A 16,150-nucleotide genomic window follows, 5' to 3' on the forward strand; every position below is an offset into this window, starting at 1 on the left:
GTCGGGGGTGCACTCCGGTGACCTCCGGCCGAGGAGGGAACCGCCGGTCCTGCCCGGGACGCGTGGCCCCGGCGTCTCAGAGGAGGTCTCTGCCGGGCACGGTCCAGGGGGAGGGCATGGTGGTGTCGGCGGTGGTGTGCTCCGGGAGGCCGGCGAGGGCTTCGACGCGGGCGGGGCGGTAGGGGGTGGGGCCGCTCCATTCCAGCAGCAGGACCGTGGCGTCGTCGCCGAGCCGCCCGTCGTGGTAGGCGAGATGGCGCCTGATCAGCCGGCGCAGGGTCTCCGGCACGGGCAGACCGTCGGCATGGTGCTGGATGAGGAAGTCGGTGAAGCCCGCCAGGCCGAATTCCCGGCCTTCGCTGTTGCGGGCTTCGGTGATGCCGTCGGTGTAGAGCAGCAGACGGTCCCCGGGCTCCAGCTGGTCCCGGTGCAGGACGGGCGGCAGACCCAGGTCGGTGCCCATGGGCGGGGCGGGCGGGCCGACCAGGCTCAGGGCGGTGCGTCCTTTGCGGATGATGACCGGCGGAGGGTGCCCGAGGCTGGTCCAGGTCAGCACCCCGGTGGTGGAGTCCAGCTCGGCCAGGATGCCTGTGGCATAGCGGTGCGTGCCGAATTGTTCCACCAGGGCTCGTTCCACGGCTTCGGCGATGCCCAGGAGGCCGGGGCTCTGCCGGCGCTGGTTGCGGCTGGCGGCGACCGCGAGGTTCGCGGTCAGCCCGGCTGCCGTGTCGTGGCCCATGGCGTCGAAGAGCGCCAGGTGCACCGTGTCGTCGGCGATGGCGTAGTCGAAGACGTCGCCGCTGACCTCGTAGGCGGGTTCCATCACCGCGCTGATCAGCACCCGGTCGGTGGCGAAGGTCCTGGGCGGCATGATGCGCCACTCCATCTCCGCGGCCACATTCATCCGCCGGCGACGTACCAGCCGGGCGTAGGTGTCGCTCGCCCCACGCTTGCTGACGATCATCAAGGCGACCAGCCCGGCAAGGTTGCGCAGGTCCTGGGCGGCCTCGGTATCCATCTCCGTGCCCGGGGCGGCGGAGGCGCGCATCACCCCCAGCCGCTCGGTGCCGTCGAGCACCGGCACCCACCACTGCTCGGCCCCGGATGCGGTGCCCCCGACGATGCCGCCGGTCTGGAACGCCCGCCCGGCGAGGGTTCCTTCCACCCGCACCACATCCGGTGGCGTCTCCGGCCCGCCTCCGGTACCGGTCCCATGGCCGGCAAGCCGGCACAGGACATCCTGTTGCAGATCCGCCAGGTAGATCAGCACGTCCAGCCAGCCGACCCGGGCCGCGTGCCTGGCGACCACATCCGGCAGCTGCTCCAGCGCGATCACATGGCTGGCGGTGATCAGGTCACCCAGCATTCGTCCCCGCGCGGCTGCACTGCTCATTCCGGCACCTCTCCTCGGGTTGCAGCTCGCCGAGCCGTTCGCCCCGTGCGCTGTCCTTGTCGTGGCACCGTCGGTCGCCATTGCTCCCAGCGGCGATGCTTGTGCTGTCGATGGTGACACCGAGACGGAGCTTGCCGACAGCGACACCGCGGTGAGGTACGAGTCGGCGGCCCGAATCCGCCGCGCAGCGTCGCGACGAGACCGCGGCCCAGCGGACCCGGAGTGTCCGAACCGTTCCGCTCGCCAGGGAGAGAGACCCCTGGGCAGGCGGGACTTTGAAGACAGGCCTAGAGCGCGAGGCGGGCTATCGCTCCGATTTCCAGCGCCACGTAGAGAGCGCCGTCGGGCCCGAAGGCCAGGCCGTGCGGTTCGGAAGAGGGGGTCGGCAAGTCGTACTCCTCGATGTGGCCGTCGGGGGTGATGGAGCCGATGCGGTTGGCTCCCCATTCCGTGAACCAGCAGTCACCGGCCGGACCGGCGACGATCGCATGGGGCCGGGACGCCGGGTCGGGCAGCGGGAACTCGTCTATCCGGCCGTCCGTGGTGATACGGCCGATCCGGCCGGCGCCTATCTCGACGAACCAGAGCGCGCCGTCCGCACCGCAGGTGATGCCGACCGGTGCGGCGTTCTCGGTCGGGAGCGGATGGAGGGTGAAGTCGCCCGCCAGGCTGAGGCGGCCGATCGCGTGTGCTTGATTGAGGGTGAACCAGAGGGCTCCGTCCGGGCCGGTCGTGAGGGCCGAGGGGAAGGCACCGCTGAGGGGCAGTGGGAACTCCGTCACCTGTCCGTCCGTGGTGATACGGCCGATGCGGTCGGAGTGCAGCTGTGTGAACCACAGCGCACCGTCGGCGGCGGACGCCATGCCGAACGGGCCGCTGTCCGGAGTCGGGAGGGGGAACGAGGTCGCCTCCCCGGCCACGGTGATCCGTCCGATCCGATGGTCCCGGCTCCGGGTGAACCACAGCGCGCCATCGGGCCCCGGGGTGATGACGGAGGGCCCGCAGGATGCGGAATCGAGCGGGAAGCGGTCGAGGTGTCCGTCCGGCGTCAAGCGGGCGATCTCCCCGGCGTGGACCAAGGTGCACCACAGGGCGTCGTCGGGGCCCACGGCGAGGGCGTACGGGCCCGCGTCGGCGTCGGAGACCGGAATCTGTTCGAACGAGGCGGCACTGCGGGGCATCGGCTGGGTTCTCCCCTGAGCGGTGGACTGAGCGGTCGTTACCGCTACAGATGTTGCATTAAGTAGAATGGCACGGCGACCACCGCACAGGCAAGGGAATACTCGGCGGTCCTCAACCTGTGGCGCCGCTCACTCCGCCCGGCAGGCGCGTCGCGATGCCGTCGAGAAGGAACGCCAGGCTGAGCTCGAACTGCTCATCCATGCCGGCTCCCGACGGGGCGGTCATCCACTCGGTGAGCAGCGGATGGCGCCCGCCCTCGGCGGCCAGGTCGCGGGCCGCGGTGACGGCCTCGCTGAGCTGCTGGGGGGAGTGGAGCCCGTGCCGGCGGCGCATGGCGAGCTCCTCCGCCTCCTGCTGTGCGCTGCCGAGGAGGTGCCGGTCCAGGAGTGCCGCGTAGGTCATGGCGTCGCCCACCGCGAGGCCCTGCCGCACCAGCACCTGGAGGAGGAACTCGGTGCGCCGCATCAGATGCGGGCCCAGGGGTGGGCGCGTGGGCATGAGCTGGGCGTACCAGAGGTGGCGCTTGACCATGGCCCAGGTCTCCACGGCCACGGCGTGGAGGTCGGCGCGCCAGTCGTCGCCCGGCTCGTCGGGTACCGGGATCTCTGCCGTGACGCTGTCCAGCATCAGGTCGGTCAGGCCGTCCTTGCTGAGCACGTAGCGGTACAGCGCCATCGGTGTATAGGGCCCGAGCCGCTTGGCGACCGCCGTCATCGTGAGTGCCTGTGCCCCGCCCTCGTCGGCGACCGCCACGGCGGCCTGCACGATGTCGTCCCGCTCCAGGGGACTTCGCCGTCGCCGTGGCGAGGGGTGGGTCCAGATCAAGGGCGCCGGTGAGCTGCTCGGATTCTCCTTCACGTCACGAGTTTATCGAATCAAGTAAGGTATATGTCATATACGCAAGAGCGAGGGAGAGCACATGATCCGGTCCGCCGCCCCGGTCGGGGTCCGTCTGGGCATCGTCAGGGGAATCAGCTACGGCATGTTCGGCGCGCCGGACAGCTTCGTGCCCGAGATGAGGGAGCTCGGCGGCACGCTGGTACGCGTCTACGTCTACTGGAGCCAGGTCGAGCCGGAGCCGGGCCGCTATGACTGGACGGTCGTCGACGCGATCCTCGGCCAGCTGGATCCGGCCGACGAGGTGTGGGTGACCGTGTGCTCCAGCTCCCCGTGGGCGACCCGGCACCGGACGGGCTTCCTGCCGTCGTCTCCCGCCCACGACCTGCGCCGGTACGCGCGCTTCGTCAGCGATCTGGTGGCCCGCTGCCGGGGCCGCGTCGACTACTGGCAGTGCAACAACGAACCCAGCAACACCGGCCTCCTGTGGGCGGGGACCGCGGCGGACTACGTGGAACAGCTCACCGCCTTCCACCGCTGTGTGCGCGGCGCGGCCCCTGAGGCGACGGTGGTGCTCGGGGGCTGCGGCTACGACGTGCTCTCCAGTCCCGCCGACAGCCCGGCCCGGCAGTTCTTCGACCATGTCGTCGAGCACGGCCGCGACGCCTTCGACCTGTTCTCCGTCCATCTCTACGGCGACCCGCACGACATCCCCGGCCAGGTGGAGTCCGTCCGCGGCATGATGCGCCGGCACGGCTATGAGCGGCCCGTGGTGGCGGGGGAGTACAACGGGCCGACGCTCTTCGAATTCCCCGAGGCCCAGAGCGTGTTCCAGCAGACGATGATGGCGGCGTTCGCGGAGCAGGGCCCTGCCGCCCCCGGGACACGGCCCGCGGACGCAACCTCGGACGGGCCTCTGGACGGGGCACCGCGCACGACCTCGCCCGAGGCGCCCCCCGAGGCGCCCCCCGAGGCCCCGGACCGCAGGACCATGCGCACGCTCTACGCCCGTATGGCCCAACTCCCCCCGCAGCTACAGATGTTCATGGAGGGCTGTCCGCCCGAGATCGCCGCGAAGCGGGACCGGATCAACTGCCGCCAGATCGTCACCCGTAACATCCTCGCCCTCGCCTCCGGTGTGACCCGGACGGCCTGCTGGAATCTGGCCCCGGAGATCCCGGGCTACCGCGACCGCCTGAACATGATGGGATTCCTGTTCGGCAAACTGGCCCTGATGGACTACGACGGCACCGGCCTCACCCGGCGCCACCCGTCCGCCGACACCTTCGCCCTTCTCGCCGCCTGCCTCGACGGCACCTCGCACGTCCGGCGCATCGACGTCGAAGACCGCCCGGACCTGTATGCCTTCGAGGTGTCACGCGCGGGCCGCGGGCCGCTCCATGTCCTGTGGGCCGCCGGGGACGTCTTCACCGGTGAGGACGAACCAGGGACACCCGTCGACTGGCCGTGGCCCCACCCGACCGTCCATGGACTCGACGCGTTCGGCTCCCGCGTGCCCGTCCAACGGGACGGTGGCACCGTGCGCGTCCGCCCCTCGGTCACACCGCTGTTCCTCTCCGCCGGCCCGGAGGCAGTACCCCGGCACTGAGGAGATGCCCGCCGCGGCGGGCGGTGCAGGGGGCGGAGGGGAGGGGTGCCGGGGTGCAGGGATGCCGGGGAGGGACGGGCAATCGACGGGAGGCGACCGGACATGCCTGTGGCAGCGGCGGGTAGGGGAGCGTGCGACGGGGGCTCAGCAACAGGCGGGAGCCAGAGCATGAGCAGCAACAGCGCCTTGACCGTGGGAACGGAGCCGGAGACCACGTCGCCGGAGTGCGCCGTTCCGGCTGCGACGGTGCTGCCGCAGATCCAGGTTCCGCAGCGCGTTGCCCCTTCTGACGCACGGGAGTTGTCCAAGCAGTTCCTCCAGCGGCTCCAGGAGTTGGAGGAGGGCACCCCCGAGTACCAGTACGCGCGGAACACCCTCATCGAGATGAACCTGACCCTGGTGCGCTATGTCGCCCGCCGCTTCTCCAGCCGGCGGGAGTCCATGGAGGACGTGCTCCAGGTCGGGACGATCGGTCTGATCAAGGCCATCGACCGCTATGACCCGTCCCGCCACGTGGAGTTCACCACGCTGGCGGTCCCCTACATCCAGGGAGAGATCAAGCGGTTCTTCCGCGACACCACCTGGTCGGTGCGGGTGCCCCGGCGCCTTCAGGAACTCCGCATCGACCTCGCCCGCGCCCGGGAAGAGCTGGAGAACGAGGGCAGCCACGAGCCGACCGTCGCCGACCTCGCCGCCCACCTCGATCTCGAGGAGGAAGAGGTGACGGAGGGGCTCGTGGCCAGCAACGGCTACGACAGCGACTCCATAGACCGGCCCATCCAAGCCGGCGGCAAGCAGCAGACCGGACTTGTCGCCGACCTCATCGGCACCGAGGACCCCGCCCTCGCCCTGGCCGAGGACATCCAGGCACTCAAGCCGCATCTGGCCAAGCTCGATGACCGCGAACGCACCCTTCTCCGGATGCGCTTCGGGGCGGAAATGACGCAGGCCGAGATCGGCAAGGAGTTCGGCCTCTCCCAGATGCACATCTCCCGCCTCCTGACCCGCGCCTGCACCACCCTGCGCAAGGGACTCATGGCCGAGGGGTGAGGCGGCTGCCGTGATACCGGCCGGGGGCCGCCTCCGGGGCGGCAGCCGTACCACGGGACCGGCCCGCGCCCGTCGTCGCACGGGGCCCACGCGCCGTTCGGGACGACCGCCGACCGGATGCCGCCCGTCGTCAGCCCGGTTGGGCGCTGTCCTTCATGCTGCCCCACCCGTGCCAGCGGTCGATCTCGATCCAGGCGCTGACCCGGCGGCGGTCCCGCTGCGGATACGGCTTGCCGAGGTAGTGCTGTGCCAGCCGGTCGATGCCGGCGAATTCTTCGTCGTCACGGATTTCGGCGACGTGGCCGATGAGGCTGAGGTGCGTGTACCAGTTGTCCTCGTCCAGCACGGTGAGGGAGACCCGGGGGTCGTTGCGGAGGTGCTCCAGCCGTTTGCGGCCCTCGTCCATGTTGACCAGCACCCGGCCGTCGTCCCAGAGGTACCAGGTGGCCGTGGAAACCGGCTGTCCGTCCGACCGCAGAGTCGTGATGACGGCCGGATTCGGCTTGCGCAGCATGGCGACTGCCGGTTCGGGAAGTGGTGGGTTCGACATACGAGGCGCTCCTCCGTACGTGCGTACATTGCGGTCGACCGTTCGGGACGGTCAACATGATCGACTGTACTCAGCCCACCACCGGGTACCTGGCTCTCCCTTCCGTCGCCACACCGCACACTCTCCTGTGAGCCGCGTTCATCCAGCGGCCACCCGCAGGGAGGGCATCCGGCCGGCGGACTCGTGCGGGGTCGTCGAGGCGGTGTCAGCGGGCTCGTGCGGTGCCGTCGAGGTGGTGCCGGCCGGCTTCCGGAGGAGGAGCATGGCGGCGTCGTCGTGCAGCTCGCCGCCCACATGCGCGAGCAGGTCCTCATGGAGCGCGGCCAGAGTGTGCGAAGGCTCCTCCGAAATGTGCCGGGACAGCCGCTCCACCAGCGGATAGAACTCCCGCTTGTGATCACGGGCCTCGGTCACGCCATCGGTGTAGAAGAGCAGTTGGTCCCCGTCGGACAGGGCTATGTCCTGGAGGCTGGGAGTCTCGCCGGAGAGGGCCCGCAGCCCGAGCGGCGGGGCCGGGTGGGCCGGCTCGACGGGCAGCACGCCCGCGTCGTGGACCAGGAGCGGAGCGGCATGTCCGCAGTTGACCAGCTCCATGCGGCCGGACTCGGGGTATCCCGCCAGCACCGCGGTGACGAAGTCGTCCGGGCCGAGGTTGCGTGCCAGGCTCCGCTCGATCCGGTGGACGACATCGAGGAGATCCGGCTCGTCGTAGGCCGCCTCCCGGAAAACGCCCAGGACCAGGGCGGCGATCCCCACCGCCGGCAGCCCCTTGCCGCGCACATCGCCGACGATCAGCCGGACCCCGAACGGTGTGGGCACCAGGGCGTAGAGGTCCCCGCCGATCCGTGCCTCGGCAGCGGCGGCGCTGTAGCGGACCGCCGTCTGGAAGTGCCCGACCGTCGAGGGCACGGGCTTGAGAAAGGCGTGCTGTGCGGCCTCGGCAACCGAACGCACGGCGGCCAGCACCCGTTCGCGACGCCTGCGCAGCGCGCTGGCCAGGCTGCCGGCCAGCGTGACGGCGGACAGCGTGGAGAGCACAACCGCCTGCTCGCCACCCGGCGCGCCGCCCTGCACACCGAGCGCCGCACCCAGCGCCACCGCCAGGACACCGATGCGCAGCACGCCCCACGGCCCGCTGGTTGCGGCCGCCAGCGCGGGACCCACGGCGAGCAGCGGCAGCCAGCTCATGCCGGTGCCCCCGGAGAGGCAGAGGACCGCCACGGTCGCGATGATCAGAAGCGGCACGCCGGAGGCGCAGTTCCGGCGGGCGCCCTTCGCGGCGGACGACGCCTCGCCCCGGGGCGGGGCGGCCTGCCGGATCGGGGCCCGCAGGGCGGAGAACGGCTTGGTGAGCTGCCACCGCGGCTGGTGGTCGTGGTGATGGGTCCGGGCTTGGCGCATGTCCTGGTCCGCGGCTCGCTTCCTTGCTCAGGGCACTCACATGCCCAAATGTCCATTTCATCCAGGAAACGGGCATCCGAGGGGAAGCCGCAAGGGCAGGGATTTCAGATAGTGAGTGAGAGCCCCCTGGTCACACGGGTCGCCGCCGGGAGCAGCCGGTCCCGGACCGCGTTGATACGGGAGATCCGGTCCGCCCGGAGCGATACGCCGAGGGACCCGAGCATCTCTCCGCTGTACACCGGCACCGCGAGGCAGAACGTACCGAGGGCGTACTCCTCCATGTCCGTCACCACCGGTGCCATGGGCAGGGTGTCGAGATTGCGCAGCAATTCGGCACGGCCGGTGATGGTGCGCGGGGTGAGGTCGGCGAGGGGGTGCCGGGAGAGGTAGTCGTCGCGGGCCTCGTCGTCCAGTTCGCTGAGCACGCACTTGCCCAGCGCCGTGGCGTGCCCGGCGTCCTCGAAGCCCACCCACAGGTCGACCCGCGGCGCCCGGGGGCCGTCGACGATCTCGGCGACCCGGATCTCGCCGTCCTCGTAGAAGGTCAGGTAGGCCGCGGCCGACAGATCGTCCCGCAGTGCCGCGAGCGCGGGGCGGACACGGTTGAGCAGCGCCTGTGCCTGCCCGCCCGTCTGGAGGGTGTCCAGCCTGTCCCCGAGCACAAAACCGCCGTCCTCCAGCTTCCGGATGTACCCGTCGTGCGCCAGCGTGCGCAAGAGGTGATACGTGGTGGCCAGTGGCAGGCCGGTCTCACGTGCCAGCTGTTTCGCCGGTGCGCCGCCCTCGTGCGCACCCACGGCTTCCATCAGGCGGAAGGCTCGCTGGACGGAAGTGATGAGCGTAGGGCCTTCTCCGTTGCCCATGTCTTCAGCCTGCGCCCGGCGCCCCGCGCAGGCAAGGCCGTCCCGGAGGACCCGGCTGTCTATCAGAACATTCATTCGAATATATGGGTACCCTGAGAGCATGGCCATGCACCTTCAGGGCTCGCTCTTCGACCAGGCCGACGAGGTCCGTCTCGGTCCGCTGCGCGGGGTGCGCAGGACCGAGCTCGGCGACGGTGCCTGGATCGATCTGCTGCCCGGGTGGCTGAGCGGGGCGGACGCCCTGTTCGATCAGCTCGCCGCCGAGGTTCCCTGGGAGGCCGAGCGCCGGCGGATGTACGAGCGGGTGGTGGACGTACCGCGGCTGCTGGCCTTCTACCGGGCCGACGAGGCGCTGCCGCACCCCGTGCTGGACGAGGCGAGGGACGCGCTCTCCGCCCACTACGCCACCGAGCTCGGCGAACCGTTCACCACGGCCGGACTCTGTTACTACCGGGACGGCCGCGACAGCGTCGCCTGGCACGGTGACCGGATCGGCCGCGGTGACCGCGAGGACACGATGGTCGCCATCGTGTCCGTGGGGGCGCCGCGCGATCTGCTGCTCCGTCCGCGGCGCGGCGGCGGCACCGTCCGGCGGCCGTTGGGGCACGGCGACCTGATCGTGATGGGCGGCTCCTGCCAACGGACTTGGGAGCACGCGATCCCCAAGAGCACACGGGCCGCGGGCCCGCGGATCAGCATCCAGTTCCGGCCCCACGGAGTGCGCTGACAACGGGTGCGTGCCGACGAGCCTCACCCCTGCATGGTTTCCCGCAGAAGCGCGGCGATCAGGGCGTGCCCCGTCTCCTCCAGCCACGAGGCGCCACCGGTGCCGTCCGGTGAGCTGACCGTGAGTTCGACCAGCTCCGTGCCCTCGGCGCGAGGGCTGCGCCGGACCTCGTACCTGGCATCCGGGACGACGCCCGCCCGCTCGCGCAGCTCGCTCTCGACGTCCTTGCCGCACCGTTCGAGGGCCATATCCGATGCCGTCCGGCCCTGTTCATCGGTGCGGTGCGGGTCGGCGCCGTGCCGCAGCAGAGCCCGTACCACCGCGATCGATCCCCGCTCGGCCGCCGCCATCAGCGGAGTGCGCTCGCCACATCCCGCGTCCGGATCGGCACGCGCTTCGAGCAGGAGCTCGGCGGTCCGCTGATGGCCGCCCGTGGCGGCCCACATCAAGGCGGTGTACGAAGTACCGTCGTCCTCCCGCCGGTCGGGGTCGGCGCCGTGAGCGAGGAGTTCGTGCACCGCGCCGGAATGGTCCCAGCAGGCGGCGGCGCACAACGGCAGCCCCGCAGTTCCCTCTCCCCTGCTCTCCACATCCGGCGTTGCCCCCGCTTCGAGAAGCAGCCTCACCATGTCCGTCTGCCCCGACACCGCGGCCAGGTACAACGGCGTCTCGCCCTCGGCATTCGGCGCGGACGGGGAGGCCCCCAGCTTCAAGAGGGCGCCCACCCGGCGCACGCGGTCCGCGTGGATGGCGGAGATGAGCGCTCCGGTCAACGCCTTGGCCATGCACAGTCCTTCCGTGGGAGCGTGATCTCCGAGGAGGGTACGTCGGTTCGCCTGGGTCTGTCGGGCACCGTACGCACCGGGCCGCAGCGCCAGGGTGAGGGTTTCGCCGGACGGCTCCAAGCAGTCCTTTTCGCGAGGCCGGTTCACCCGCCGGCGGGGAAGAGCCGGTCCAGGTAGTGGCGGAGGACCGCCGCGGCGGCCCCGGGGGAGCGCCGGCCCACCAGAAGCCTCAGCGAACGGGACCTTGGCCCTTCCCGCGGTCTCCTCCGGCCAGTTGCTCCACCGTCGCCAGAACCCGGCCGGCGCCGTCCTCCGTGCCGATCAGCGCCGAGACCTGCCGCGCGCGATGACGGTACCGGGGGTCGTGCACGGCTTTCCGTAGCGCGGCCGCGAGGTTCTCGGCGGACAGCCGCCCGAAGGGGATCCTTCCCGGACTGACCCCGAGCGAGGTGAGACGCGACGCCCAGAAGGGCTGGTCCAGCATCATCGGCACCGGGACCGCGGGCACCCCCGCGCGCAGCCCGGCCGCCGTGGTCCCGGCACCCGCATGGTGGACGACGGCCGCCATGTGCGGAAACAGCTGGGCGTGCGGGACCTCGCCCACCGTCAGTACATCGTCCCCGTCGACCGACAGGCCGGCCCAGCTCGTCTGGACCACACCGCGCACTCCGGCGAGCCGGAAGGCCCGTGCCAGGAGACGTCCGAGCCGCTCCGGGTCACTGGGCGCCATGCTGCCGAAGCCCACAAACACCGGTGGCGGGCCGGACCGGAGGAAATCCGCCAGCCCGGCCTCCGGCGTCCAGTCGGGAACCTCCGACGGCCACCAATAGCCCGCCACCTCCATGCCCGGCCGCCAGTCGGCAGGCCGGGGAACCACCGCCGGGCTGAAACCGTGGTGGATGGGCCAGGTTGCCCCTCGCCGCTCCAGGGCCCGTTCCGTCACGCCCAGTTGTCGCTGGAGATGGCGCACCCCAGGAGCGAAGGCCCGGGCCAGCAATGACTGGGCGCACCGGCCCAGGGCCCGATTGCCGAACGGCCCCAACGACGGCATGTCGAAGATGACCGGCGGGAACTCCCCGGTGGGAGCGAGGGGCTGCAAGAACACACCGATGCCGGGAAGTTGCAGACCCTCCGCCGCCACGAGCCCCAAGGGGGCCAAGCTGCTGGAGAACATCAGGACCTCTGCGCCCGAGGCACAGGCCTCGGTCACCGCGTCGGCCATTTCCGGAGCCAGCTCCCGGGCCAGCCGCATTTGCTCGACCTTGGAGAGACCGGCACCCCGGCCGCCTTTCCCCGGCCCGTTGCCCTTCTTGCCATCCGCTGCGGACGTGGCATACCGGTCGAGCGGAAGGGGGTGGAAACCCAGGCCGCTGCGACGGACCAGTTCGGCCGAGCGTGCGTGGGTGGCTATCACCACCCTGTGCCCGGCCCGGTGCAGCCGGGTCCCCAGACCGGTGTACGGAGCCACGTCCCCGTGCGAACCTGCGGTAGCGATGAGGATGTGCATGGTCGGCAGTTTTCCGTTTCCTCGGCTGCGGTGATTCCGACCGCGGCGGGCTTCACTCGGACGGCCGCTTCGCCGAATGCGTTTGCCGTCCGAACCTGCTGGAATCTCTGCGCAGTTGGTGGTGGACAGGGGCCTGGTGACACGCTCCGCGCGGGCGACGCGCAGCGGTCCGGGGGCGCGGTCAGTCGCGGCGTGCGACCACCCGGTAGGCGTTGGACAGCCGGGTGCGGCGTGTGAGGGGCGCCAGCAGCAGATCGAGTGCCACGAGGACGAGGAGCACGGGGGCGACGGCCAGCAGCGACAGCCTGCGGGCCCAGCGGCTGAGCGGGCCGGGCCGCTCGGGCAGCCAGGGCAGATCTTCCCCGGGCAGGACGGATTTGAGCATGTTCACCGCCGCGGACGTCAGATCGGTGGGGACATGGGGCTCCCGCCGGTCGGTGGCCACGACGCTGAAACCCTGCTCGGCCAGTGCGCTACAGAGGTTGTCCAACGGGATGAAGTGCAGGTGCTGAGGCTGGAGCCACGGGCCCCACCACTGGCCGAGCAAGCGGGCGGAGACGGACTCGGGGTCGGGGACCTCCACCAGGAGGTGACCGCCGGGCCGGAGCGCGGTGTGGGCGGCGGCCAGTTCCTGCCGCGGCGCCAGGGTGTGTTCCAGGTAGTGGTGCATGCTCACCACGTCGTACTGACAGGCCAACTGGCCGGCCAGCCCGACGAAGGAGCCCCGGTAGGCCCGCGCGATGCGGTCGTTGCGTGCGGCGATCTCGACGCCTTCGCCCCAGTCGAGCCCGTGGAATTCGGTGTCCTGGTGGATTCTCCGGGCTTCGGCGCAGAAGTGGCCGTGACCGGTGCCCACGTCCAGCCACAGCAGGGGGCGGTTGAACGGGAGCATGGCCCGGGCGCGGGCCCGGTAGAGCCTGATGGCGAGCGGCGAGCAGGCAAGCCGGGCCATCGTCGCCTCGCCCAGGCCGTCGTAACAGTCGCGGTAGTAGAAATCCAGCCCGTCCGCGCTCAGCCGGGGGTTCTGGAACACGTGACCACAGCTGCGGCACTGGTCGAGTGCGAACTTCCCGGGCTTGTGCTGCGGATGGTCGGTGGTGCGCAGGCGCCCGCGCAGCCGGGAGGAGGTGCACCAGGGGCATGTGGTGCGCCGTGGCTCGAAGAACCGCTCCAGCCCGTGTGCCAGCTCGTCTTGGTAACGGGGCCGGTGGGCGGCGATCTGCTCGCTTCGGGTACTCGTCATGGGGGGCTTCTTTCAGAGGGAGCCTGAGGGGATGGAGCGTGGGACACCGGATCTGTCGGCGGGCGCGGCCCCATGGGCCGCCTCCGGAGGCCGGCCGCACCCTGCACGGACCGGCGGACCGCCCCGGTGCGCTCACGGGGTTGCGACCGCACGCGCGCGGCCACGATTACGAGGCGTGGAGAAGCGGCGCACACAGGGCCGCTCCACCCCTGCGTACAACAGCCACGAGGTCAGCAGTACGACGGGAAGACCGGCCAGAACCACGGAGAGGTTGTTCCAGCCATGACCCGTCAGAGCCAGGTACATCAAGCCCAGCACCAGGAAATGGACCAGATACATGGCGTAGGAGATCTCACCGAGGAACACCAGGGCGGGGGTGCGCAGCAGCGACTTTCTGCCGCGCAGGTCCAGTTCGGCGGTGGCGTGAACCAGCATGACGAGCGGGACCACGGTCGAGGCCGCGTAGAGGAAACCGTGCGGCAGCAAGGTGCTGTTCACCACGATCGTGCTGATGACGCCCAGCGCGGCCGGGAGAACACCCACCCGCGGAAGCCGGATTCCCGACGAGGAGATACGGGCCGCCAACATGCCGAGGAGGAACTCGGGCAGCCGCGTGACCGGCAGCATGTACAAGGACCAGTAACCGGGGAACGACGGCCCGCCGGGGTTGAAGACGAACTCGTAGAGCACCGGGCATGTCCAGGCGACGGCGATGGCGGTGCCCGCACCGATCAGAAGCCCACGACGCGACAGCCGAGCGACCCACGGCAGGAGCAGGGGGAAGAGGAGATAGAAGAACATCTCGGCGGCCAGTGACCAGGAAACAGGGTTGCCCGCGGAGAGGAAGCGCTGGCTGGGAACCCAGGTATTCACCAGGAACAGGCTGGAGAGGTTCGCCACCCATCCGGAACCCCGCGTGGCGCTCGCCGCGCCGGCACTGGCGAGCGCGGCAACGACCACACACCACGTCAGTACGTGATTCGGCAGAATCTTGGCGGCACGCCGTCGCCAGAACGCACGCGCGGTGTCGGTCGGACGGGCGGAATGGGTCAGCACATAGCCGCTCAGAATGAAGAAGAGCGAAACCGAACTCGCTCCCACCCACACCTCGGGCCCGAGGGTTTGGGCGAGGTGCGGGTTGATCATCAGCGAGCTGTGGGTGTAGACGACTCCGCCCGCGGCGGCGAAACGCAGACCGGTCAGAGAAGGCAACCGCCTGGGACGGCCGGATCGTGTGCCGTCCTTCGCCGACGGCTCCTCCCTGCCGATGCGGCCGGCAACAACGCGGTGCGCCGTGGCGGCGGACCGGGACGACGGTCTGGGGAGATGGCGCACGAGAGGCCTCCTGCGAGAGAACGCCCAGGACCGTGACCACCACACACATGCGCAGGGGTGCGCGGGTAGGGGCGCCCGGGGGATCGGATGGAAGGACTGATCCGGCCCGTGCGGAGGAATGGGCGGCCCGTCGCGCGGATAGCTCGATTGACCCACCACGACACGTCCCATGCATAGGGAGGCCGCCCCGATTTCACTCGTACGGACCAGTGCCTCCTGCGCCCCGTCCGCAGCAATGGGTCAGAGGCGGTATGTGGATCGTGGCACTTGGCCATTCATGGGACGTCATGGAACAGCGCATGGAACAAAGGCCGTTGGTGAATACCTCGAATTCGTTCCTCGGGGAACCGGTGGAGAAGGGGCGCCGCCCTATCCGGACGGCGGCCGATTGCGCCACCGGCCGTCCAGGTGATTCCTGCGGACCTGTGGCCGGAGGGGTGTAGCGCGCAGCGGGCACAGGAATGAATGAACAACTCGGTTAACGGAGGGGGAAAGCCTGCTTCCCGCGGACTCGGACATCCACCGCGGGCCCAACCCCACACCAGAGGTCTTGAGTTGAAGCACACAAGCGCACCCATGTCCCGCACCGTCCTCGGAGGCGCCGGTGTGGTGGCCCTGATCGCCGCCGCACTTACCCTTCCGAGCGCCCAAGCCGCTCCCGCCGAGGCCCCGGAGCCCCCGACGGCCACTGCCGCCGCACAACGCGCCAAGGACATCAGCTCCGCCCTCGGCGCCGACGCGGCGGGCTTCTACTACGACGCCCGGAACCACAAGCTCATCGTCAATGTGACCACCGCGGCCGCCGCGGACAAGGCCCGGGGCGCCGGCGCCGACGCCAGGATCGTCAAGCATTCCCTCACCTCGCTGAACGCCGCCCGCGCGACCCTCAAGGCGAGGGCCACGATCCCGGGGACGTCCTGGGCGATGGACCCCAAGACCAACCAGGTGGTCATCGTCGCCGACCGTACGGTCACGGGCGACCGCCTGAAGCAGCTCAAGAGCGTCGCCACCTCGCTCGGTGACCGGGCCGCCCTCCGGCAATCGGCGGGCACGCTCCGGCCGCTGATCGCCGGTGGCAATGCCATCTGGGGGAGCGGCGCGCGCTGCTCGCTCGGCTTCAACGTCATCAAGGGCGGGAAGCCGTACTTCCTGACCGCCGGGCACTGCACCAACGCGGTACGGAGCTGGTCCGCCACCCAAAGGGGCCCGGAGATCGCCGTGACGGAGACCGGCACCTTCCCCGGTGACGACTTCGGGATCGCCAGGCATACCGCCGACGACGTCGTGCACCCCGGCCAGGTGGACCTCTACAACGGCCGCATGCAGGCCATCACCGCGGTCGGCGATCCGATCGTGGGGGAGAAGGTGCAGCGCAGCGGCAGCAGCACGCACATCCACGGCGGTGACATCACCGCGGTCGAGGTGACCGCCAACTACCAGGAGGGGTCGGTCGACGGTCTGATCCAGGCCGGCGTCTGTGCCGAAACCGGGGACAGCGGCGGCCCGCTCTTCGAGGGCGACACCGCACTCGGCCTGACCTCGGGCGGCAGGGGCGACTGCCTCTTCGGCGGCGAGTCCTTCTACCAGCCCGTGCGCGAGGCCCTCGAGAAGAGCGGATCGCACATCGGCTGATCGCCGGAGCCCCTGCTGAGCGGCCGGTGACCGCGG

Annotated in this window: 14 protein-coding genes; 4 read left to right on the plus strand and 10 right to left on the minus strand. The window is 70.5% G+C overall.

From position 1 onward, the window contains the following. Nucleotides 1–76: 76 nt before the first annotated feature. The 3 genes from M8I34_RS21170 to M8I34_RS21180 all read right to left on the minus strand — a co-directional run bounded on the left by M8I34_RS21170 (nucleotide 77) and on the right by M8I34_RS21180 (nucleotide 3,433). A complete protein-coding gene (locus M8I34_RS21170; RefSeq protein ID WP_250051406.1) occupies nucleotides 77–1,366 on the minus strand; it encodes a PP2C family protein-serine/threonine phosphatase in 1,290 nt (429 codons plus the stop codon). Nucleotides 1,367–1,680: 314 nt separating this feature from the next. After that, on the minus strand, nucleotides 1,681–2,574 hold the full coding sequence (locus M8I34_RS21175) for a virginiamycin B lyase (RefSeq protein WP_250051210.1): 894 nt from the start codon (nucleotides 2,572–2,574) through the stop codon (nucleotides 1,681–1,683). A 112-nt stretch (nucleotides 2,575–2,686) separates the two neighbouring features. Then, complete coding sequence (locus tag M8I34_RS21180; RefSeq protein ID WP_250051212.1) at nucleotides 2,687–3,433, minus strand: TetR/AcrR family transcriptional regulator; 747 nt, start codon at nucleotides 3,431–3,433, stop codon at nucleotides 2,687–2,689. 61 nt (nucleotides 3,434–3,494) lie between these two features. Here M8I34_RS21180 and M8I34_RS21185 point away from each other — a divergent pair, with 61 nt between their 5' ends. Then, the gene (locus M8I34_RS21185) at nucleotides 3,495–5,021 is read left to right on the plus strand and encodes a hypothetical protein (protein WP_250051215.1); all 1,527 of its coding nucleotides are present in this window, start codon (nucleotides 3,495–3,497) and stop codon (nucleotides 5,019–5,021) included. A gap of 168 nt (nucleotides 5,022–5,189) precedes the next feature. After that, on the plus strand, nucleotides 5,190–6,071 hold the full coding sequence (locus M8I34_RS21190; protein WP_250051217.1) for a SigB/SigF/SigG family RNA polymerase sigma factor: 882 nt from the start codon (nucleotides 5,190–5,192) through the stop codon (nucleotides 6,069–6,071). Between the two features lie 130 nt (nucleotides 6,072–6,201). Here the strand turns inward: M8I34_RS21190 and M8I34_RS21195 are convergent, their stop codons facing one another. The 3 genes from M8I34_RS21195 to M8I34_RS21205 form a co-directional block, all read right to left on the minus strand. After that, complete coding sequence (locus tag M8I34_RS21195) at nucleotides 6,202–6,621, minus strand: PPOX class F420-dependent oxidoreductase (RefSeq protein WP_250051220.1); 420 nt, start codon at nucleotides 6,619–6,621, stop codon at nucleotides 6,202–6,204. A gap of 138 nt (nucleotides 6,622–6,759) precedes the next feature. Next, nucleotides 6,760–8,022, minus strand: a complete 1,263-nt coding sequence (locus tag M8I34_RS21200; protein ID WP_250051222.1) for a PP2C family protein-serine/threonine phosphatase — start codon at nucleotides 8,020–8,022, stop codon at nucleotides 6,760–6,762. A 104-nt stretch (nucleotides 8,023–8,126) separates the two neighbouring features. After that, on the minus strand, nucleotides 8,127–8,885 hold the full coding sequence (locus M8I34_RS21205; RefSeq protein ID WP_250051224.1) for an IclR family transcriptional regulator: 759 nt from the start codon (nucleotides 8,883–8,885) through the stop codon (nucleotides 8,127–8,129). A 100-nt stretch (nucleotides 8,886–8,985) separates the two neighbouring features. Between M8I34_RS21205 and M8I34_RS21210 the strand changes: the two genes are divergently transcribed. Continuing rightward, nucleotides 8,986–9,612, plus strand: a complete 627-nt coding sequence (locus M8I34_RS21210) for an alpha-ketoglutarate-dependent dioxygenase AlkB (RefSeq protein ID WP_250051226.1) — start codon at nucleotides 8,986–8,988, stop codon at nucleotides 9,610–9,612. A gap of 23 nt (nucleotides 9,613–9,635) precedes the next feature. Here M8I34_RS21210 and M8I34_RS21215 read toward each other — a convergent pair whose 3' ends face one another. From M8I34_RS21215 to M8I34_RS21230, 4 genes are all read right to left on the minus strand, one after another. After that, entirely contained in the window at nucleotides 9,636–10,397 is a 762-nt protein-coding gene (locus M8I34_RS21215) for an ankyrin repeat domain-containing protein (protein ID WP_250051228.1), read from the minus strand. Nucleotides 10,398–10,626: 229 nt separating this feature from the next. Continuing rightward, a complete protein-coding gene (locus tag M8I34_RS21220; RefSeq protein WP_250051230.1) occupies nucleotides 10,627–11,904 on the minus strand; it encodes a glycosyltransferase in 1,278 nt (425 codons plus the stop codon). Nucleotides 11,905–12,085: 181 nt separating this feature from the next. Then, on the minus strand, nucleotides 12,086–13,147 hold the full coding sequence (locus tag M8I34_RS21225; protein WP_250051232.1) for a class I SAM-dependent methyltransferase: 1,062 nt from the start codon (nucleotides 13,145–13,147) through the stop codon (nucleotides 12,086–12,088). 132 nt (nucleotides 13,148–13,279) lie between these two features. After that, nucleotides 13,280–14,482, minus strand: a complete 1,203-nt coding sequence (locus M8I34_RS21230; protein WP_250051234.1) for an acyltransferase — start codon at nucleotides 14,480–14,482, stop codon at nucleotides 13,280–13,282. A 576-nt stretch (nucleotides 14,483–15,058) separates the two neighbouring features. Between M8I34_RS21230 and M8I34_RS21235 the strand changes: the two genes are divergently transcribed. Beyond that, nucleotides 15,059–16,114 carry a S1 family peptidase gene (locus M8I34_RS21235; RefSeq protein ID WP_250051235.1) on the plus strand — a complete coding sequence of 352 codons (1,056 nt, stop codon included), beginning with the start codon at nucleotides 15,059–15,061 and terminating at the stop codon, nucleotides 16,112–16,114. Nucleotides 16,115–16,150: the final 36 nt, after the last annotated feature.

This window comes from Streptomyces sp. MCA2, assembly GCF_023544705.1.
GTDB classification, from domain to species: Bacteria; Actinomycetota; Actinomycetes; order Streptomycetales; family Streptomycetaceae; genus Streptomyces; species Streptomyces decoyicus.